Origin of the sequence: Synechococcus sp. CBW1004 (genome assembly GCF_015840715.1) — a bacterium.
GTDB lineage: Bacteria > Cyanobacteriota > Cyanobacteriia > PCC-6307 > Cyanobiaceae > Cyanobium.
Genome location: NZ_CP060397.1, coordinates 1,374,054 through 1,391,757, shown reverse-complemented (window position 1 = coordinate 1,391,757; position 17,704 = coordinate 1,374,054). Strand labels below are relative to the sequence as shown.

The 17,704-nt window shown below is 68.7% G+C and carries 19 protein-coding genes; 15 read left to right on the top strand and 4 right to left on the bottom strand.

Going from position 1 to position 17,704, the window contains the following annotated elements:
- Positions 1-417: 417 nt before the first annotated feature.
- From hemL to H8F25_RS06720, 9 genes are all read left to right on the top strand, one after another.
- Entirely contained in the window at positions 418-1,656 is a 1,239-nt protein-coding gene (hemL, locus tag H8F25_RS06760; RefSeq protein WP_370525878.1) for a glutamate-1-semialdehyde 2,1-aminomutase, read from the top strand.
- A 13-nt stretch (positions 1,657-1,669) separates the two neighbouring features.
- Entirely contained in the window at positions 1,670-2,953 is a 1,284-nt protein-coding gene (locus H8F25_RS06755) for an ABC transporter substrate-binding protein (RefSeq protein ID WP_197212701.1), read from the top strand.
- The gene (locus H8F25_RS06750; RefSeq protein WP_197212699.1) at positions 2,950-3,891 is read left to right on the top strand and encodes a branched-chain amino acid ABC transporter permease; all 942 of its coding nucleotides are present in this window, start codon (positions 2,950-2,952) and stop codon (positions 3,889-3,891) included. Before H8F25_RS06755 ends, H8F25_RS06750 begins: the two co-directional genes overlap by 4 nt.
- A gap of 34 nt (positions 3,892-3,925) precedes the next feature.
- Positions 3,926-4,816 carry a branched-chain amino acid ABC transporter permease gene (locus tag H8F25_RS06745; protein ID WP_231597216.1) on the top strand — a complete coding sequence of 297 codons (891 nt, stop codon included), beginning with the start codon at positions 3,926-3,928 and terminating at the stop codon, positions 4,814-4,816.
- A complete protein-coding gene (locus H8F25_RS06740) occupies positions 4,813-5,577 on the top strand; it encodes an ABC transporter ATP-binding protein (protein WP_197212697.1) in 765 nt (254 codons plus the stop codon). The genes H8F25_RS06745 and H8F25_RS06740 overlap by 4 nt, the downstream gene beginning before the upstream one ends.
- Positions 5,574-6,344, top strand: a complete 771-nt coding sequence (locus H8F25_RS06735; RefSeq protein ID WP_197212695.1) for an ABC transporter ATP-binding protein — start codon at positions 5,574-5,576, stop codon at positions 6,342-6,344. Before H8F25_RS06740 ends, H8F25_RS06735 begins: the two co-directional genes overlap by 4 nt.
- Positions 6,345-6,467: 123 nt before the next feature.
- Complete coding sequence (locus H8F25_RS06730) at positions 6,468-6,932, top strand: winged helix-turn-helix domain-containing protein (protein ID WP_197212694.1); 465 nt, start codon at positions 6,468-6,470, stop codon at positions 6,930-6,932.
- 138 nt (positions 6,933-7,070) lie between these two features.
- Positions 7,071-8,495, top strand: coding sequence for an NAD(P)/FAD-dependent oxidoreductase (locus H8F25_RS06725; protein WP_197212692.1), 1,425 nt, complete (start codon positions 7,071-7,073; stop codon positions 8,493-8,495).
- 50 nt (positions 8,496-8,545) lie between these two features.
- Positions 8,546-8,953, top strand: coding sequence for a hypothetical protein (locus tag H8F25_RS06720; RefSeq protein WP_231597214.1), 408 nt, complete (start codon positions 8,546-8,548; stop codon positions 8,951-8,953).
- 51 nt (positions 8,954-9,004) lie between these two features.
- On the opposite strand, the gene H8F25_RS06715 is transcribed toward H8F25_RS06720, so the two are convergent.
- Both H8F25_RS06715 and H8F25_RS06710 read right to left on the bottom strand, forming a co-directional pair.
- Positions 9,005-9,496 (bottom strand): DoxX family protein, encoded by a 492-nt coding sequence (locus H8F25_RS06715; protein WP_197212690.1) that lies wholly within the window; start codon positions 9,494-9,496, stop codon positions 9,005-9,007.
- A 103-nt stretch (positions 9,497-9,599) separates the two neighbouring features.
- Positions 9,600-10,559, bottom strand: coding sequence for a VOC family protein (locus tag H8F25_RS06710; RefSeq protein WP_197212688.1), 960 nt, complete (start codon positions 10,557-10,559; stop codon positions 9,600-9,602).
- 373 nt (positions 10,560-10,932) lie between these two features.
- Between H8F25_RS06710 and H8F25_RS06705 the strand changes: the two genes are divergently transcribed.
- Complete coding sequence (locus H8F25_RS06705) at positions 10,933-11,715, top strand: SDR family NAD(P)-dependent oxidoreductase (RefSeq protein WP_231597212.1); 783 nt, start codon at positions 10,933-10,935, stop codon at positions 11,713-11,715.
- Positions 11,716-11,724: 9 nt separating this feature from the next.
- Here H8F25_RS06705 and H8F25_RS17645 read toward each other — a convergent pair whose 3' ends face one another.
- Together H8F25_RS17645 and glgX are read right to left on the bottom strand one after the other, a co-directional pair.
- The gene (locus tag H8F25_RS17645; protein WP_231597210.1) at positions 11,725-12,102 is read right to left on the bottom strand and encodes a hypothetical protein; all 378 of its coding nucleotides are present in this window, start codon (positions 12,100-12,102) and stop codon (positions 11,725-11,727) included.
- Positions 12,077-13,945 carry a glycogen debranching protein GlgX gene (gene glgX, locus H8F25_RS06700; protein WP_231597209.1) on the bottom strand — a complete coding sequence of 623 codons (1,869 nt, stop codon included), beginning with the start codon at positions 13,943-13,945 and terminating at the stop codon, positions 12,077-12,079. The genes H8F25_RS17645 and glgX overlap by 26 nt, the downstream gene beginning before the upstream one ends.
- Positions 13,946-14,027: 82 nt before the next feature.
- On the opposite strand from glgX, the gene H8F25_RS06695 reads away from it, so the two are divergent.
- From H8F25_RS06695 to H8F25_RS06675, 5 genes are all read left to right on the top strand, one after another.
- The gene (locus H8F25_RS06695; RefSeq protein WP_197212685.1) at positions 14,028-14,486 is read left to right on the top strand and encodes a cupin domain-containing protein; all 459 of its coding nucleotides are present in this window, start codon (positions 14,028-14,030) and stop codon (positions 14,484-14,486) included.
- A 5-nt stretch (positions 14,487-14,491) separates the two neighbouring features.
- Positions 14,492-15,409, top strand: coding sequence for an SMP-30/gluconolactonase/LRE family protein (locus H8F25_RS06690; RefSeq protein WP_197212683.1), 918 nt, complete (start codon positions 14,492-14,494; stop codon positions 15,407-15,409).
- Between the two features lie 121 nt (positions 15,410-15,530).
- Positions 15,531-15,788: a Nif11-like leader peptide family natural product precursor gene (locus H8F25_RS06685; protein ID WP_197212681.1), complete on the top strand. Its 258-nt coding sequence runs from the start codon at positions 15,531-15,533 to the stop codon at positions 15,786-15,788.
- Positions 15,789-15,798: 10 nt separating this feature from the next.
- A complete protein-coding gene (locus H8F25_RS06680; protein ID WP_197212679.1) occupies positions 15,799-16,233 on the top strand; it encodes a heme-binding protein in 435 nt (144 codons plus the stop codon).
- Positions 16,234-16,392: 159 nt separating this feature from the next.
- A complete protein-coding gene (locus H8F25_RS06675; RefSeq protein WP_197212678.1) occupies positions 16,393-17,676 on the top strand; it encodes a chloride channel protein in 1,284 nt (427 codons plus the stop codon).
- Positions 17,677-17,704: the final 28 nt, after the last annotated feature.

Here is a 17,704-nt window from a genome sequence, read left to right as displayed (position 1 = left end):
GCGGCGGTACTGGCATCGGACACGACCGGCATGAACCTACTCACGGTGTCGCGCTCATCAGGCGGGAGGGCGGGCCCGGGACGGGGGCGGTCTCGACCGCAGCCGGCTGTGCCCGATGCCTGGGCCGTTCCGCTGCTGCCGGAGCGGCCGCACCACCCCAGGCCTTGCTTCCGGGATGCAGGTCGCCCTGACGGCGACGGTTCGGGGCGGGCACCCGGGATCGGCCGGGGGCAATGGCCTCCTCAGACGAAAGTTGACCTGGCAGGCACATCCGCGCCCCGCTGGGTCAAGATGTTGGTCGCTTCCCAGCTCCCGTCCGCGGATCCCGTCTTGTCGGCTTCTCCCACAGCGCCTGTCTCGGCACCTGTCCTCAACACCGCCCGTTCCGAGGAGATCTTCGCCGCAGCCCAGAAGCTGATGCCCGGTGGCGTCAGCTCTCCTGTGCGCGCCTTCAAATCCGTCGGCGGTCAGCCGATCATCTTTGACCATGTCAAGGGCGCCTACGCCTGGGACGTCGACGGCAACCGCTACATCGACTATGTCGGCAGCTGGGGGCCGGCCATCTGCGGCCATGCGCACCCCGAGGTGATCGGTGCCCTGCAGGCCGCCCTGGAGAAGGGCACCAGCTTCGGTGCCCCCTGCCTGCTGGAGAACCAGCTGGCGGAGATGGTGATCGAGGCGGTGCCGTCGGTGGAGATGGTGCGCTTCGTCAACAGCGGCACCGAGGCCTGCATGGCGGTGCTGCGCCTGATCCGCGCCTTCACCGGCCGCGAGAAGGTGATCAAGTTCGAGGGCTGCTACCACGGCCACGCCGACATGTTCCTGGTGAAGGCCGGTTCGGGTGTGGCCACCCTCGGCCTGCCCGACTCGCCCGGGGTGCCGAAGGCCACCACCGCCTCCACCCTCACCGCTCCCTACAACGATCTGGAGGCGGTCAAGCAGCTGTTCGCTGCCAATGCCGGTGAGATCGCCGGTGTGATCCTCGAGCCGGTGGTCGGCAATGCCGGCTTCATCACCCCCGAGCCCGGCTTCCTCGAGGGGCTGCGCGAGATCACCCGTGAGCATGGCGCCCTGCTGGTGTTCGACGAGGTGATGACCGGCTTCCGGATCAGCTACGGCGGCGCACAGGCCAAGTTCGGCATCACCCCCGATCTCACCACCATGGGCAAGGTGATCGGCGGCGGTCTGCCGGTGGGGGCCTACGGCGGCCGCGCCGACATCATGGCGATGGTGGCACCGGCTGGGCCGATGTACCAGGCCGGCACTCTCAGCGGCAACCCGCTGGCGATGACCGCCGGCATCAAGACGCTGGAGCTGCTCCGGCAGCCCGGCAGCTATGAGCGGCTCGAAGCGATCACCGCCCGCCTCAGCCAGGGCATCGAAGCCGCGGCCCGCGCAGCCGGTCTGCCCTATTGCGGCGGCCACATCAGTGCCATGTTCGGTTTCTTCCTGTGCGAAGGGCCGGTGCGCAACTTCGAGGAGGCCAAGGCCACCGACAGTGCCCGTTTCGGCAGGCTGCACCGCGCGATGCTCGAGCGGGGTGTCTATCTGGCGCCGAGTTCGTTTGAGGCCGGCTTCACTTCGCTGGCCCACAGCGACGCCGACATCGACGCCACGATCGCGGCCTTCTGGGACGCCTTCGCCTCCATCGCCTGATCCGGTCCGGGCGGTGCCCTCTGACGCGACCCCACTGGATCGTCGCCAGCGCGGTGCCCTGCGCCTGGCCGCCCTGCTGGCCGCGGCTGTCGGAGGCATCGCCCTGCTGGGCCGCCGCGCTGATCCAGCCGCGCAGCCATTGCCGCCCCCTGCCGCCGCAGGCGGTGCTCTCACCCTCGGGGCGGTGATCGCCCTCACCGGCAACGCCAACCTCTACGGCCAGGACCAGAGGCTCGGCATCGGCCTGGCCGAGCGCTGGGCCGCCGACCGGGCCCGGCGCGATCCAGCCGCCTTCCCCCGCCCCGTGCTGCTGAGCCTGGAGGACGGCGCCTCCGACGAGCAGAGCGCGATCGCCGCCTTCAACCTGATGCTCCGGCGGGGCGTGGTGGCGCTGATCGGCCCCACCCTCTCGCAGCAGGCCTTCGCCGCCGATCCGATCGCCCAGCGGCGTGGGGTGCCGGTGGTGGCCCCCTCCAACACCGCGAAGGGGATTCCCCAGATCGGCCACTTCATCAGCCGCGTCTCCGCCCAGAGCTCGGTGATCGCCCCCCTGTCGATCGAGGAGGCCCTGCAGCGCGATCCGGGGCTCAGCCGGGTGGCGGTCTTCTATGCCCAGGACGACGCCTACAGCACCGCCGAGGTGGCGATCTTCCAGAAGGCCCTGACGGCGAAGGGCCTCAGGCCGGTGAGCGTGCAGCGCACCCAGCTGGGTCAGAACGATTTCCAGAGTGCCATCACCGCGGTGCTGCCGCTGCGCCCTCAGCTGGTGGTGATCTCGGCGCAGGCGGTGGATGGCGGCAACCTGATCCGCCAGCTGCGCGAACTCGGCTATCGCGGCCAGATCGTGGTCGGCAACGGTCTCAACACGCCCAACATCTATCCGATCTGTCAGCGCTGGTGCGACGGCATCCTCATCGCCCAGGCCTACAGCCCCGATCTCGACACGCCGATCAACCGCGCTTTCCTCGCCCTGCATCGCCGCAGCAAGGGGGAGGCGCCGCCGTCCCAGCTGACGGCCCAGGCCTGGACGGCGTATCAGGTGCTGTTCGAGGCGATCCAGCGCCTGCAGCGCGGCGGCGGTCTGCAGGGTGTCAGCCTGGCGGAGGCGCGCCGGCGGCTGATGACCGAACTGCTGTCCGGCCGCTACGACACGCCGCTGGGTCCGATCCGGTTCAGCCCGGAGGGGGAGGTGATCCAGGGGCGCTTCTTCGTCGCGGAGGTGCGCATGGGCCCCGGCGGCCGGGATGGCAAGTTCACGTTGGTGCGTGAGCGCTCGCTCGAGGAGGGCGGCGGATGATGGAGTCACTCCTGCAGACCCTGCTCAACGGCGTTGCCAGCGGGGGTGTCTATGCCCTGGTGGCTCTGGGTTACACGCTGGTCTTCTCGGTGCTGGGCGTGATCAACTTCGCCCAGGGCGCCCTGTTCAGCCTGGGTGGTTACGCCACCTATCTGCTGATGGGCGGCCGCATCGGCGTCAACGGCGCCTGGCCCGGCCTCGGTCTGCCGGTGGCCCTGCCCTTCGGGCTGGCCCTGCTGCTGGCGGCGCTGCTCACGGCCCTGGCCTCGCTGCTGGTGGAGCGTGTGGCCTTCGCGCCGCTGCGGCGCCGCGGTGCCGAACCGCTGCAGTCGCTGATCACCAGCCTGGGAGCCGGCGTGGTGCTGGTGAACCTGCTCCAGATCCTGATGGGCGCCGAGGGCTATGCCTTCCCCGACGGTGCGGGGGCGCTGGCCGGTCTGCCCGACATGGTCATGCTCGGTGGTGCCCGCATCCGCACGATCCAGCTGCTGCTGCTGGCCATCTGTGCCGGGGCGGTTCTGCTGCTCAGCCTCTGGCTGGAGCGCAGCCGGGGCGGCAAGGCGCTGCGGGCCGTCGCCGAGGACTTCACCACGGCCCGGCTCCTGGGCATCGACAGCGACGCGATGGTGCGGCTGGCTTTCGCGTTGAGCGGTGTGCTCGCAGGCCTGGGTGGCGGCCTGGTGGGCCTCAGCGTCAGCCTCACCGGCCCCTACTTCGGCATCAGCTACGGCCTCAAGGGCCTGGCGGTGCTGGTGCTCGGCGGGCTCGGCAGCGTGCCCGGCGCCATCGCCGGCGGTCTGCTGATGGGCCTGGCCGAGGCGCTGGTGCCGGCCGATGCCTCCGGCTGGCGCGATGCTCTCGCTTTCGCGATCCTGTTCGGGGTGCTGCTGCTGCGGCCAGGGGGCCTGCTCGGCCGCGTTCAGGTGGACAAGGTGTAGTGGACAGACTGGGCGCGATGAGAGGCGGCACCCCGTGATCGACAACGGCCTGCTCGTGCAGATGCTGCTGGGAGCCCTGCTCGGGCTGTCGGTCTACCTGCCGCTGGCGGCGGGGCAGCTGTCACTGGCGACGCCAGCCTTCTACGCCATCGGTGGCACCCTCGCGGCGCTGCTGTCCACCCGCTGGGCGCTGCTCGGGGGCGGGGTGGACGGCTCCCTCCCAGTCCTGTCGCTGCTGCTGGAGCTGTTGCTGGGCGGGTTGCTCGCCGGCGTGCTGGCCGCCCTGCTGGGGGGCCTGGTGCTGCGGCTGCGGGGGATCTATCTGGCGATCGCCACCATCGCTCTGGTGGAGATCGTGCGGGTGGCGATCCTCAACCTGCCGTTCACCGGCGGTGCCGTCGGCATCTTCGGCATTCCCCAGCCCTTCGCCGAAGCCAGCGGCTATCTGCTCCCGGTGCTGGGGCTGCTGACTCTGGCCGGCTGGTTCTGTCAGCGCCTCGAAGCCCTGCCGCTGGGGCAGGCGATGGCCGCGATCCGCGATGACGAGCTGGCCGCCGAGTGCCTCGGCATCGACACCACCCAGGTGAAGCTCAGAGCCTTCGTGCTCAGCGCCGTGCTTGCCGGCGCCACCGGCGTGCTGGCGGCCCATTTCCTCAACACCTGGAATGCCCGCCAGGGCACCTTTGACGCCAGTGTCGCCACCCTCGCGTTCGTGATCCTGGGGGGATCGCGCACCTGGCTGGGGCCGGTGTTCGGTGGTCTGCTGCTCACCGCTCTGCCGGAGCTGCTGCGACCGGTGGGTGACGCACGCCTGGTGCTGTTCGGTCTGGTGATCCTGCTGGGACCGGTGCTGGCGCCGCAGGGGCTGATCACGCCGGCGCTGCTCGAGCGCCTCGGTTCCCTGGGGCGGGGGGCAGCACGATGAGCCTCCTGAACGCCACCCCTGCCGAACCGCTGCTGGAGGTGGACGGACTCACCTGCCGCTTCGGTGGCCTCACAGCCCTGGATCAGGTGAGCCTGAGCGTCCACGAAGGCGAGATCTTCGGGCTGATCGGCCCGAACGGCGCTGGTAAGACGACCCTCTTCAATGCCCTCTCCGGCGTGACGACGGCCAGCGCCGGCCGCCTCCGCCTGGCGGGATGCCGCCTCGATGGGCTCGAGCCCCATGGCATCAACCGTCTCGGCATCGCCCGCACCTTTCAGAACCTGCGTCTGTTCGAGAGTCTCAGCGTCGGGGAGAACGTCGAGGTGGGCCTGCAGCAGCGGCTGCGCCAACCGCAGGCCGGAGCCGGCTGGGGCGCCCGACGGCGCCAGGTGGCCGAGCTGCTCGAACTGGTGGAGCTGGCCGATGTGACGGCGCGGCCGGCCGGGTCCCTGTCCTATGGCGAGCGTCGGCGTCTGGAGATCGCACGGGCTCTGGCCACAGGGCCGCGGTTGCTGCTGCTCGATGAGCCGGCCGCCGGCATGAACCCCGCCGAAAAGGACGATCTCACCGATCTGATCCGGCGCCTGCGCGAGCGTTTCGCGCTGACGATCCTGTTGATCGAGCATCACGTGCCGCTGGTGATGGGTCTGTGCGACCGCATCGCCGTGCTCAACTTCGGCCGGCGCATCGCCCTGGGGGTTCCCGACGCGGTGCGCAGCGATCCCAGGGTGGTCGAGGCCTATCTGGGGGGCACCGCATGAGCGTCGTCCGCAGCACTCCTGTTGCATCTCCGGATGCTCCGGTCCCGCCGCTGCTGGAGCTGAGGCGGCTGACGGTGCACTACGGCGCCATCCCGGCGGTGCGGGGTCTGGATCTGTGCCTCCGCCAGGGAGAGCTGGTGGCGTTGCTGGGGGCCAACGGTGCCGGCAAGACCACCACGCTGCGGGCGATCTCGCGGCTGGTGGACCCCTCGGCCGGCAGCCTCCACTGGTGCGGACGCGATCTGGCGCGGCTGCGCACCGAGGCCACGGTGCGCCTGGGCATCGTCCACTGCCCGGAAGGACGCCGGGTGCTGGCGCGCCAGAGCGTCGCCGCCAATCTGGACCTGGGGGCCTGGCTGCGCCGCGATCGGGCCGCCATCACCGCCGATCGTGATCGTTGTTATGCCCTGTTCCCTCGGCTGGCCGAGCGGCGTCAGCAGCTGGCGGGCAGCCTGTCGGGGGGAGAGCAGCAGATGCTGGCGATCGCCCGCGCTCTGATGGCCCGGCCGCGCCTGCTGCTGCTGGATGAACCGAGTCTGGGCCTGGCGCCGAAGCTGGTCGCTGAGCTGATGGCGGCCCTGGCCGCCCTGCACCGGGAGGGCCTCTCGATGCTGCTGGTCGAACAGAACGCCAGCGCCGCGCTGGCGATCGCCGATCGGGGTGTGGTGCTGGAGGGGGGAGCGATTCGCCTGCAGGGTCCGGCCCGGATGCTGCTGGAGGATGCGGAGCTGCGCGCCTCCTACCTGGGCTCCGCCGCCTCTGCGTAGGAGCGTTCCACTCAGGCGGCGGGCGGGCTGTGGCCTGCAGCAGATCCGCTACTCAGTTCTGAGTATGGACAGAGGCGGTTTCCTGCGTCGATTATTCAAGAATCCTTCGGTCGGTATAGACCCATGGTCACGTACCGCTTCGGTCCCTTCAGCGTGAAGGACAACGAAAGTCTGTGGATCGATGACACGCTCGTGCCGCTGTCACCTCTTCAGCTGCGTCTGCTGTCGTATCTGTGCTCCCATCCCCAGCAGGTGCTGGACAAGGAGCGCATCGTCATCAATGTCTGGGGGCGGAGCGATGTCAGCGATGTGAGCCTGGCGCGCGCGATTCATGGATTGCGCAATCGTCTCGCCGCAGGATCCAGTGCCAATGAACTGATCCGCAATATCTATGGCCGTGGTTATATGCTCACCCAGCCGGTGACCATCCCTCACGACACCTCCACGCAGTTCTGCGTTGGCCGTCATGGAGACGGGGACTGCCCCGCCGCCACCGCAGCGGCCATGGCTCAGCTTCGGGAGGATCAGGATCGCCCGATTTCGGCGGTGGCAACCTTGCCGCGAATGAACCTCCAGGCTGTTCACTGAGCCGGGGAGCGGCTGCTCTGTGGCGGCATCCCTGCGACGCAGCGGGCTCTGATCCCCACCGTTCCGGATCTCAGGACGGCTGGCTGTGCTCAACGGCTGTCCTCGATACCGTACGGCCACACCGACGGACACGCCGCCATGGTCAGGGAGCGTTTCTTCCTCGAACTCCCGCCGCCGTTCGAGGCCATGGCGGCCTGGCCCCATGTCGTGATCGTGGGGGGTGGGTTCGCCGGGGTCAAGGCAGCCAGTGCCCTCGCTGGACAACCGGTGCGGGTGACGTTGATCGATAAGCGCAATTTCAACCTGTTTCAGCCGCTGCTCTATCAGGTCGCCACCGGTCTGGTGGCGGAGGCGGATGTGGCCACGCCGCTGCGGAGTCTTCTCGAGAAGGCCACCAACGTGCAGGTGCTGCTTGGTGAGGTCGTCGATCTCGATCCCGCCAACCGTGAGCTGGTGTTCAACGATCGCCGCTATCGCTACGACCATCTGATTCTGGCCACCGGATCAGGCAGCAGTTACTTCGGCCATGAGAACTGGCGCGCCGAGGCGCCGCCGATGAAGATCCTCGAGCATGCCGATGAGATCCGCCGCCGGCTGCTGTCGGCGATCGAGGAGGCCGAGCAGACACCGGATCGCGAACGGCGTCGCTTCCTGCAGTCGGTGGTGGTGATCGGTGGTGGCCCCTCCGGCTGTGAGCTGGCCGGTTCCCTGAGTGATCTCACCCAGAAGAGCCTCAGCCGCTTTTTCCGCCAGGTGGATCCCGCCGACAGCCGCATCGTGCTGGTGGATCCCGGCGATCGGCTGCTGCGGGCCATGCATCCGAGCCTCTCGGCGGCGGCTGAGGGGTTCCTGCGCTCCCGCGGAGTCGAGCTGGTGCTCGGTGGCCGGGTGCAGGCGATCGAGAACGGCAAGGTGACGATCAGCTTCAAGGGGCCGGAGGGCTCGGAACCGCAGACGCAGGTGATCGAGGCGGCCACGATCTGCTGGACCGCCGGGGTGAGGGCTTCCCACCTGGGCAAGCTGCTGGCGGAGCGCACCGGCTGCATTGCGGACCGCGGCGGCCGGGTGGTGGTGGAGCCCGATTTCTCGATCCCGGGCCATCCGGAGATCCGCGTCATCGGTGATCTCTGCTCCTACAGCCACACCACCGACGGCAAACCCCTCCCAGGCATGGCCGGGCCGGCGGTGCAGATGGGCGACTGGGTTGCCCGTGACATCCTGGCCGGAGTGCAGGGCCGCACGCAGCAGGCACCGTTCCGCTGGCTGGATTTCGGCAGCATGGCGGTGATCGGTCGCTGGTATGCCGTGGCCGATCTGCGCGGCTGGCGGGTGTCGGGCGCCGTGGGCTGGCTGCTGTGGGGCCTGGCCCACCTGGCCTTCATGCCGGCGATGGAGAACCGTCTCAGCCTGCTGGTGAAGTGGATGTGGAACATTGCCGTCGGCGAGCGCGCCTCGCTGCTGATCACCGGCCGGCCGGATCAGCACATGAATGTGGAGGTGGGGCTCGAACGGGTGGAATCGGAGACCCCCGCCCCTGTGGAGCCGCCTGTGGCGGCGGGCTGAAATTCCCATGCGCTCAGGCGATACTGAGTCGCTTCGACCACGCGCCTCCAATGCAGCTGCCGCGTTCTCTCCACCGACGTCTGTCCGGCTCCCGCCGCCATGTCACCAACCTGTTGCTGGGCTGCGGCTCGCTGCTGCTGGTGAGCCTGCCGGTGTGGGCTCAGCAGGGTGGCGTCCCCTTCAATGCGGTCCGCGCTCTCAATCTGGCGCGCAACACCGGGGTGAGTCTCAATGGTGGGTTGACGGTGTATCGCCCGGCCGCCTGCATGTTCACCACCTCGGCGCCGGAGAACCCCTGTCTGGTGGAGAGCAACGAGCAGGGCTTTCTGTTCCGCTTTCTCGGAGGGCCTCCCGGCTGGCAGGTGCTGAACATTCCCCCCACTCTGGAGACCGAGCTGCTGATCGCCCCGGATGGGCGCAGCGTCGTGCAGGTGATCTACAACGGCGTGCCGCGCTGATCCACCCGCATGGGCATCACGCCCCCCTTGTCATCAGGGGGGCGCAGTCCATCAGAGGTTCATGAGCAGATCGGCGAGCAGCAGGTTGTCCAGTGAGAAGAGGCCACCGCCGCAACCGATCAGCACCAGGCACATCACCACATACATAGCCGCCTTCTCCCAGCTGGGTGGATCGCCGATGCCATTGGGCCCCACGTAATCACCGGCTGGAATCTGATAAGGATCCGGGGCGATGAATGGCAGTCCCTGACTGATCTCCAGCACGGCCGCATACAGCATCGACACAAGGATCGCCAGGGCGGCCAGGGGGGTCAGCAGTCCCGGAATCAGCGCGATGCCCGCTCCCCACATCGAGAAGGCCGAGAGAAAACAGAGCCATTTCGGGGTTTTCATCGCCTCCGCCCAGGTGGAGAGGTTGCGCAGCTTTGGCCAGCCGTGGCGGATGAAGCAGATCCCGACGAACACTCGCAGCAGCAGCAACATCGCCTGGGCCAGCGTGGAGGGATGTGCTGGAATCAGCAGCTCGACCACCGTTACATCCATGGCGTTTGCGATGCAGTTGGTTGCAGCCTAAGGGTGTTGCCAGGCGGCGCCATGACCCGAGTCCATCTGCTGACCGGATCGGTCGAACCTGTGCGCCTGAGGTTCAGCGGCTCACCACCTGCAGCCGGTGTCCGTCGGGATCGGCCAGCTGCAGGCCGAGGCGCCAGGGCGGCAGGCTCTCCCCCAGGGTGATCACGCCTGGTGAGATCAGGGTTCCCCCACAGCCCCCGGCGCGGGCGGCGATGTCCTCCAGATCGTTCACTTCCAGCCGCAGCTGCCAGTGGCTCAGATCCTGGAAGCCGTGATCCGCCGGCTGGGGCCTGCCGCCGCCGGGTGCGCGGTAAGCGAGCGATTCGATCCCCATACCCTGCGGCGGCCTCCAGGCGTCGATCTGCACCCGGGTGCCCTGCAGACCATCGAGCCTGTCCTGCTCGGGGCCGCTGTTGGTGCCGCCACCCCCGTGGCTCAGCCCCAGCAGCTCGCCGTAGAAGCGTCGGCTGCGCTCCGGATCGCTGATGCCGATGGCGCTGTGATCGAGGCCCAGCACCGCCGCCTCGCTCGGCTGATGCCAGCGGGCGTCGCCCTTCTCCGGTGGGAACTGGAGCAGCTCGAGCGGATGGCCGTCGGGATCGTGGAACTTGAACGCGACGATGCCGGCGGCGGTGTTCCAGTCCGGCAGGCGCTGAGGGGCGCTGGAGATCGGCTGCAGGGCTCCGGCGTGAATCTGCTTCTCGATTGGCGCCGCTACGCCCTGAAGATCGGTGGTCACCAGACAGATGTGCTGGAACCAGAGGTCGTTGCTGCGCGAGTCCGCCCGCACGGGCCGGCCGGTGCGGTGCGGGCCTGGATCAAGCACCTGATGGAGCTCCAGCTGCTCCTCACCCAGCTGCAGGCTCAGCCGCCGCAGCCGGGCGCCCGGCAGGCCCACCAGACCGCAGACGGCATCGACGTCGTGATCGCGTTGCTCGCGCACGCGGAAGCCGAAGGCGCGGCCATACCAGGCGGCGAGGGCTTCGGCGTCGCCGCAGGTGAAGCCGACGCAGTGGATGTGGGGGAGATCCATCGACGCGCCTCTGGGGAAGGTTGGCTGCGGGCCTTCCCGGACCGTACCGGCCGCGGCGACGGTTGTCAGAGCGTGAGCCTGTCAGAGCGGGAGCCCCGCCTGCTCGAGAGGTCCCGTCACAGCCGTTGTCGTTGTCCGGCCCCGAGGCCGCGCGGTTGCGGTGCTCGCCAACCGTCAGGCCTGGCCATGGCCGTCCGCCTGTTGCGGTGTCGGATCGCTCGGGGCGGCGATCTCCAGGTGGATTCCTCTCTTCGCTGTGGCGCGCTCGCAAGGCGCTGCCTAGCGTTGCCCGGAACCCCCGTCGGGCCTGCGCGATCCCGGGGGTGTCGGTTCGTCGCTTCTTCGCACGCCTGCTCCCACCTCCTTCATGACCGTGACGTCTCTTGAAACGCTGCTGAGAGGCAAGGTCGCTCTGATCACCGGTGCCAACAGCGGCATCGGCAAATCGATCGCTGAGGTGATGGCCAGCCGTGGTGCCGCTGTGGCGATCAACTACCGCTCCCACCCTGAGGCCACCGAGGCGATGGTCGCCGCCATCACCCAGGCCGGTGGTCAGGCGTTCGGTGTGCAGGCCGACATCGGCAAGCCCGATCAGCTGGAGCGCATGGTGCAGCAGACGATCGAGCACTTCGGCCGCATCGATGTGCTCGTCAACAACGCCGGCCTCGAGACCCGCACCTCACTGCTCGACACCACACCCGAGCAGTACGACATGGTGATGGATGTGAACCTCAAGGCGGCCTTCTTCGCCACCCAGTACGTGGCCAAGGACATGATCGCCAAGGACATCAAGGGGCGCATCATCAACATCTCCTCGGTGCATGAGGACTGGCCGATGCCCGATAACACGGTCTATTGCCTCTCCAAGGGTGGCATGCGGATGATGACGCGCACCGCCGGGCTGGAGCTGGCCAAGAACGGCATCCACATGGTGAATGTGGGTCCGGGCGCTGTCGCCACCCCGATCAACGATGTGACGATGAACAACCCGGAGTTGCTGGCCAAGCTCAACGCCGCCATCCCCCTGGGTCACATGGCCAGCCCTGATGAGATCGCCTCAGTGGTGGCCTTCCTCGCCAGTGATTTCGCCAGCTACATCACCGCCACCACCCTGTTCGTCGACGGCGGCATCATGCAGAGCAGCCCCGGGCTGTGAGGAGGAGCTTCACTCCCGCCGCTCACAGGTCACCTCCACCCGCAGCCGCTTGATCAGCACCACCAGGCTGCGGGGCTCCACCGTGCACTGCATCGGCTCGAAGGGCTGCAGATCCGGCCAGGCGATGATGTCCTCGGGGCTCGATCTGGCCGTGTCGATCCAGCGGCACCAGCAGGCTTCGGCGCCATCGGCCGGTGGCAGGTGAAAGGTGAGCGGTTCCCACCAGGCATTCACCATGGCGTGCAGGCGGTAGCGCCGTGACACGCCGCTGATCGTCACCGCAAAGGAGTGGGAGCTGTCGCTCCAGTCCGGTTGGTGGGGTTCGATGCCATGCCAGTGGATCTCGGTGCGCGCCAGGTCCTCACTGAAGGCTGAGGGCCTGCCCATCGACCACCACATCGCGGCAGAGGCGATAGGCGAGCAGCAGCTTCACGAAGCGGTGCAGGTCGCCATGGCTCTCCAGCAGGCTCCAGTCGAACCAGCTGATGGCATTGTCCTGGCAGTAGGCATTGTTGTTGCCCTGCTGGCTGCGCCCCACCTCATCCCCCATGCTCAGCATCGGGGTGCCGCTGGACAGCAGCAGAAAGGCCAGGAAGTTACGGGTCTGCCGCTGCCTGAGCGCCAGCACCTGTGGATCCTGCGTCGGTCCCTCGACCCCACAGTTCCAGCTGTTGTTGTCATCGCTGCCGTCGCGGTTGTTCTCGCCGTTGGCCTCGTTGTGCTTGCCGTTGTAGGCCACCAGATCGGCCAGGGTGAAGCCGTCGTGGCAGGTGATGAAGTTGACTCTCTGCTCGGCTTCGCGCCCATCGCCTGCATAGATGTCGGGGCTGCCGATCAGCCTCTGGGTCACGGTCCGCACCTTGCCCTCATCGCCCTTGAGGAACTGACGCACGTCATCGCGGAAGCGGCCGTTCCATTCCTGCCAGTTGTCCCCCACGAAGCTGCCCACCTGATACAGGCCGGCGGCATCCCAGGCTTCGGCGATCAGCTTGGTGCCCGCCAGCACCGGATCGCTGTCGATGTCCCACAGAATCGGCGGCAGCGGCGTCGGCTGGCCCTGTTCATCGCGAGCCAGCACCGAGGCCAGATCGAAGCGAAAGCCATCGACATGCATGTGCTGCACCCAGTAGCGCAGGCTGTGGCGGATCAGGCGCCGCACCACCGCCTGGTTGGCGTTGAAGGTGTTGCCGCAGCCGGTGTCATCCACATTGGTGCCGCTGTCACCTTCGAGCAGGTAATAGGTGCGGTTGCCCAGGCCGCGGAAGCAGAAGCTCGGCCCGCCTGTGCCACCCTCGGCGGTGTGATTGAACACCACATCGAGGATCACCTCCAGGCCCGCCTTGTGGAAGGCTTTCACCATCGTGCGGAACTCATCGAGCACCGCTAACGGATCGTCACTGACCGCATAGCCGTGGTGCGGCACCAGAAAGGAAATCGGCTGATAGCCCCAGTAATTCGTGTGCCCCGGCGGCGCATCCTGCGGGTCGAACTGGAACACCGGCAGCAGCTCCACCGCCGTCACGCCCAGATCCTGCAGATAGGGGATCGTGTCGATCAGGCCCAGGTAGGTGCCGGCCCGGGCAGAGGGCACACCGGAGCTGGGATCGATGGTGAAGCCGCGCACATGCAGCTCGTAGATCACCGTCTCGCGGGCCGCCCGTTGCAGCGGCTGGTCGCCCTCCCAGTCGAAGGCGTGGGGATCGGCCACCACGCTCTTCATCGCGTGCTGCCAGCCCCCCTGGCAGCAGCGGCCGTCTGTACCGCGCTCGTAGCCGGGCGGCATCGCCAGCGCCAGGCCGTAGGGGTCGAGCAGCAGATTGCGGCCATCGAAGCGGTGACCGGCCGCGGGATCCCAGGGGCCCTCCACCCGGTAGCCATAGAGCTGCCCCGCCTCCAGACCCGTCACATGGGTGTGCCAGTAGTGGTGGATGCGGCGGTTGCCGCCTTCGAGGGGGATCACCCGGGTCGGGGTGGCATCATCGGCCCGATCGAACAGGCACAGCTCCACCCGCTCGGCGTCGCGGGCGTCGATGCTGAAGTTGGCGCCGCCGTCGCGCAGCGTCGCCCCCAGCGGCGAGCTGTGGCTGTGCCGCGGTTCGCCGACCGGGGCCGCTGCGGAATCAGCCGTGGGGTTGCTGCATGCCATGGACGCCTCCGGAGCTCGCGCCCCCTCGGTGGGAACGCCGGCCTCTGCTGCGATGTTGGCCACAGCCGTCGCCAGGGTCAGCATCCGGCACTGCCGGGCCGGCGGCGGGATGACATCGAGGCAGATCTGTTTACGGTTCAGGTCGATCCGCTTCGCCGTCGGCGTCGTGACCCCATCTCCACTGGCAGCGCCGCGTCTGAGTTACTGGCATCTCTGGACGGACAGCGAGGGAATCAGCCACCAGACGCTCTGCGCTTTCAAGGCCTTCACATCCGCTCCCCTCAATCCGCAGGTGGCCGCTCAGTGGAGCGCCTCCCTGATCGATGAGGGCAACAGCTTCCTGACGTCGCTGCCGGTTGGCTGGGTGGGTGAGTGGCACGAAAACCGAGTCCCCAAGTGGATCTTTGTGCTCAGCGGAGCCTGGTTCGTCGAAAGCATGGATGGGGAGCGCCACATCTTCGGACCAGGAGCGTTCAGCTTTGGTGGTGACCAGGGCTGTCGTCGCCTTGAAGACGGACGCTGGGGGCATCTTTCCGCTCAGGTGGGTGATCAGCCCTGCCTGCAGCTGATCATCCAGCGCAACGATGACGCCTGGAGCGGTGCTCTTCCCGGTGCCTTCTCCTGAGCGCGATGGCCCCTCTCCCCGCCTGCATCGCGTGCATCGATCCGCGCTTTGCCGATCTGGTGCTCTTCAACGCCGAACTGGAGCTGCTCGCCGAGGGGTTCCGCTGGCTCGAGGGTCCCGTGTGGTTCGGCGACCACCACTGCCTGCTGTTCAGCGATATCCCGAACAATCGCACCCTGCGCTGGAGCGAGCAGCACGGCGTCACCGTCTTCCGTCAGCCGTCCGACTTCGCCAATGGCCAGACCCGGGATCTTCAGGGTCGCCTGATCCAGTGCCATCACCGCAGCCGCTGTCTCACCCGCCTCGAGCACGATGGCAGCAGCACCGTGCTGGTCGATCGCGCCCGCGGTCAGCGTCTCAACGCCCCCAATGACGTGGTGGTGAAGCGCGACGGGTCGATCTGGTTCAGCGATCCCCTCTACGGCCTGCTCAACGACTACGAGGGCGGTCGCCAGACCTCCGAGCAGCCGCCGGCCCTCTACCGCCTCGACCCTGACACCGGCGTGGCGGAGGCGGTGGCCACGGATTTCGACGGTCCGAACGGCCTGGCCTTCTCCCCCGATGAGCGCCTGCTCTACGTGGCCGAATCCGGAGCCCCGGGCGTGGCCGAGCCACGCCAGTGCATCCGCCGCTTCGTGGTGGGTGACGACGGCTTCAGCCTCAGCGGCGGTGAGGAGTTCGCCCGCATCAGCCCCGGCTGGGCCGATGGCTTCCGCGTCGATGAGCACGGCAATCTCTGGTGCGGTGCCGCCGATGGTGTGCACTGCCTCAGCCCGGAGGGCGTCCTGCTTGGCAAGGTGCTGGTGCCCCATCGGGTGTCGAACCTCTGCTTCGGCGATCGCTTCGGCAGCCGCCTTTTCCTGTGCGCCTCCACGGCGCTCTACGCCCTGTTCACCAACACCCGTGGCGCCACAGACCGCTGAGCTGATACCGCCCTCCCGCGCGCGGGACGACGCGAGCGGGGGGCCGTGCATCGGCTGATCCGCATCCCTCCAACCCGCCTCGTCCAGGCAGCGCTTCGCCCAACCCTTCTCTGATCCCCCAATGGCCAATCCCCAGCTTGAGAGCTTCCTGGCGATGGCCAAGGGAGAACCCGCTCTGCTGCGGCAGCTCAGCGCCTGCCCCAATCTCGACGCGATCGCCGCTCTGGGCGCCTCGCTGGGCTTCTCCTTCACCGGTGTCGACCTGGTGCGCCACCAGGCGGAGGCCACCCTGCGGTTGAGTGAGGAGGAGCTGGCCGCCGCCGCCGCCGGCGTCGAGCTGGAGGGGCACCTCTGGCTGATGACCATCGTCTGGGGCTGAGGTCGATCCGATGCGCAGCATTCCCGCGCTCGAACTGGCTGATGCCCGCCGACTGGTGCAGACCGCCTGGGCCGAGGCCCGCAGCCGCAACGCCATCGTCAGCGTGGCGGTGGTGGATGGCGGCGGCCATCCGCTGCTGCTGGAGCGTGCTGATGGTGCCAGCCCCGCCAGCGGCGCCGCCGCCCCGGCCAAGGCCCGCATGGCCGCCCTCAACGCCAAGCCCACCGCAGCGCTCGAGCAGGCGATCAATGCCGAGCGGCCGGCCCTGCTGCAGCTGGCGGAGCTCCTGGGTCCGCCAGCTGCCGCCATGGCGGGAGGGCTCCCGCTTGTGCTGGATGGCCACTGCCTCGGGGCGATCGGCGTGTCGGGGATGACGCCCGAGGTGGACAGCGCCATCGCCGCCGCCGGTTGCGGGGCCCTCGACGTTCCGCCGGCTCTGGGCTGAATCCGTTGCCAGCCCAGCCTCCGGCGCTGCGGGGTCAGGGCTGGGCCAGCCGGCCGAACTGGCGCAGCCCCATCAGCAGCCCTGTGCGTGTCGGGAGATGGCCCCGGCCGAATCGGCGGTCGGCGCCCATGATGCGCCGCAGCTGCCGCAACCCCCCGCATGACGCCGCCCTCCTCCGTCCTGCGCAGGGGCCTGCAGCAGCTGCTGCCCCTGGCCCTGCTCGGGGTGGCGGTGGGCCTGGCGTGCTGGCCGCTCAACCTGCTCGATCGGGCCCAGGATCAGCTGTTGCAGCACCTGCCGGCCTTCGGCGGCCGCTGGACGGTGATCACCGTGCTGATGGCGCTGGCGCCGGTGCTGGTGATGCCCCTGCTGCTCTGGCTGCAGGCAGGGCTGTGGCGCGAGGGGTCCGGCTCCGGCATCCCCCAGACGATGGCGGTGGTGGAGGATCCGGCCCGCTCCGAGGCCCTGCTCAGTCCCCGCCCCACCCTGCAGCGGCTGGTGCTGTGGTCCGTGGCCAGCCTGGCCCTGTTCCCCCTGGGCCGTGAGGGTCCGGTGGTGCAGGTGGGGGCCGCGGTGACGCAGGCCCTGCGCCGACGCTGGCCGCGCCTGCTCCAGGGCCTCTCCAGCGGAGACGTGGTGGCAGTGGCCGGGGCCGCGGGACTGGCCGGCGGTTTCGATACCCCCTTCATGGGGGTGGTGTTCCTGGCCGAGGAGCTCACCGGTCGGTTCGGCGCCGGTCTGATCTGGCCGGGCCTGCTCGTCTCCGTGTGCGCCGCCGGCATCAGCAATCTGGGCGGTCAGGGGGAATTCGCCCTGGGAATGCTGCGGGAAATGCCTCCCGAGCCCTTGCAGCTGCTCTGGGCCGTGCCGCTGGGCATCGCGGCCGGCCTGCTGGGGGGGCTGTTCGCCCGCCTGATCGTGATGGCCACCGCCCGGCTGACGCCCCTGGCCCGCCGCCGGCCCCTGCGCACCGGTCTGTCGCTCGGGCTGGTACTGGCGGCCCTGCTGCTCCTGAGCGGCGGCAGCGGCGGCGGCGATGGCGAGACGCTGATGCACCAGCTGATCGAGGACCCGCAGCAGCTGCATGCCCCCTGGATCGAACTGCCGGTGCGTCTGATCGGTCCGGCCCTTGCTCTGGGTGTCTCGGTGCCGGGCGGTCTGATCGATCCGGCCCTGGCCCTCGGCGCCATCCTCGGGCAGATGATGTCGGTGCCGTTGGATCTGGGGGCCCTGGGGATGGCCCTGGGCATGGCGGCCGCGCTGGCGGGCGCCACCCAGCTTCCCGCCATGAGTCTGGTGTTCGTGATGCGCCTTGCCGGTGATCAGCAGTTTCTGCCGGGGCTGCTGATGGCCGCGGTGCTGGGGGCCTACAGCGGCCGTCTGCTGCTCAGGCGGCCCGTCTATCACGCCCTGGCGGAGCTGCTGGCCGAGCGGCGTTCCTGAACGGAGCGTGTTCGGATGTCGCCGTGAG

Bases quoted from the DNA above. Each gene is read 5' to 3' on its own strand.
- H8F25_RS06690 (WP_197212683.1), top strand. From the start codon at position 14,492: ATGGCCCCTCTCCCCGCCTGCATCGCGTGCATCGATCCGCGCTTTGCC.
- H8F25_RS06675 (WP_197212678.1), top strand. From the start codon at position 16,393: ATGACGCCGCCCTCCTCCGTCCTGCGCAGGGGCCTGCAGCAGCTGCTG.
- H8F25_RS06750 (WP_197212699.1), top strand. From the start codon at position 2,950: ATGATGGAGTCACTCCTGCAGACCCTGCTCAACGGCGTTGCCAGCGGG.
- H8F25_RS06710 (WP_197212688.1), bottom strand. From the start codon at position 10,559: ATGGATCTCCCCCACATCCACTGCGTCGGCTTCACCTGCGGCGACGCC.
- H8F25_RS06740 (WP_197212697.1), top strand. From the start codon at position 4,813: ATGAGCCTCCTGAACGCCACCCCTGCCGAACCGCTGCTGGAGGTGGAC.
- H8F25_RS06685 (WP_197212681.1), top strand. From the start codon at position 15,531: ATGGCCAATCCCCAGCTTGAGAGCTTCCTGGCGATGGCCAAGGGAGAA.
- H8F25_RS06735 (WP_197212695.1), top strand. From the start codon at position 5,574: ATGAGCGTCGTCCGCAGCACTCCTGTTGCATCTCCGGATGCTCCGGTC.
- H8F25_RS06720 (WP_231597214.1), top strand. From the start codon at position 8,546: ATGCAGCTGCCGCGTTCTCTCCACCGACGTCTGTCCGGCTCCCGCCGC.
- glgX (WP_231597209.1), bottom strand. From the start codon at position 13,945: ATGCTGACCCTGGCGACGGCTGTGGCCAACATCGCAGCAGAGGCCGGC.
- H8F25_RS06730 (WP_197212694.1), top strand. From the start codon at position 6,468: ATGGTCACGTACCGCTTCGGTCCCTTCAGCGTGAAGGACAACGAAAGT.
- H8F25_RS06725 (WP_197212692.1), top strand. From the start codon at position 7,071: ATGGTCAGGGAGCGTTTCTTCCTCGAACTCCCGCCGCCGTTCGAGGCC.
- H8F25_RS17645 (WP_231597210.1), bottom strand. From the start codon at position 12,102: ATGGGCAGGCCCTCAGCCTTCAGTGAGGACCTGGCGCGCACCGAGATC.
- H8F25_RS06680 (WP_197212679.1), top strand. From the start codon at position 15,799: ATGCGCAGCATTCCCGCGCTCGAACTGGCTGATGCCCGCCGACTGGTG.
- H8F25_RS06715 (WP_197212690.1), bottom strand. From the start codon at position 9,496: ATGGATGTAACGGTGGTCGAGCTGCTGATTCCAGCACATCCCTCCACG.
- hemL (WP_370525878.1), top strand. From the start codon at position 418: ATGCCCGGTGGCGTCAGCTCTCCTGTGCGCGCCTTCAAATCCGTCGGC.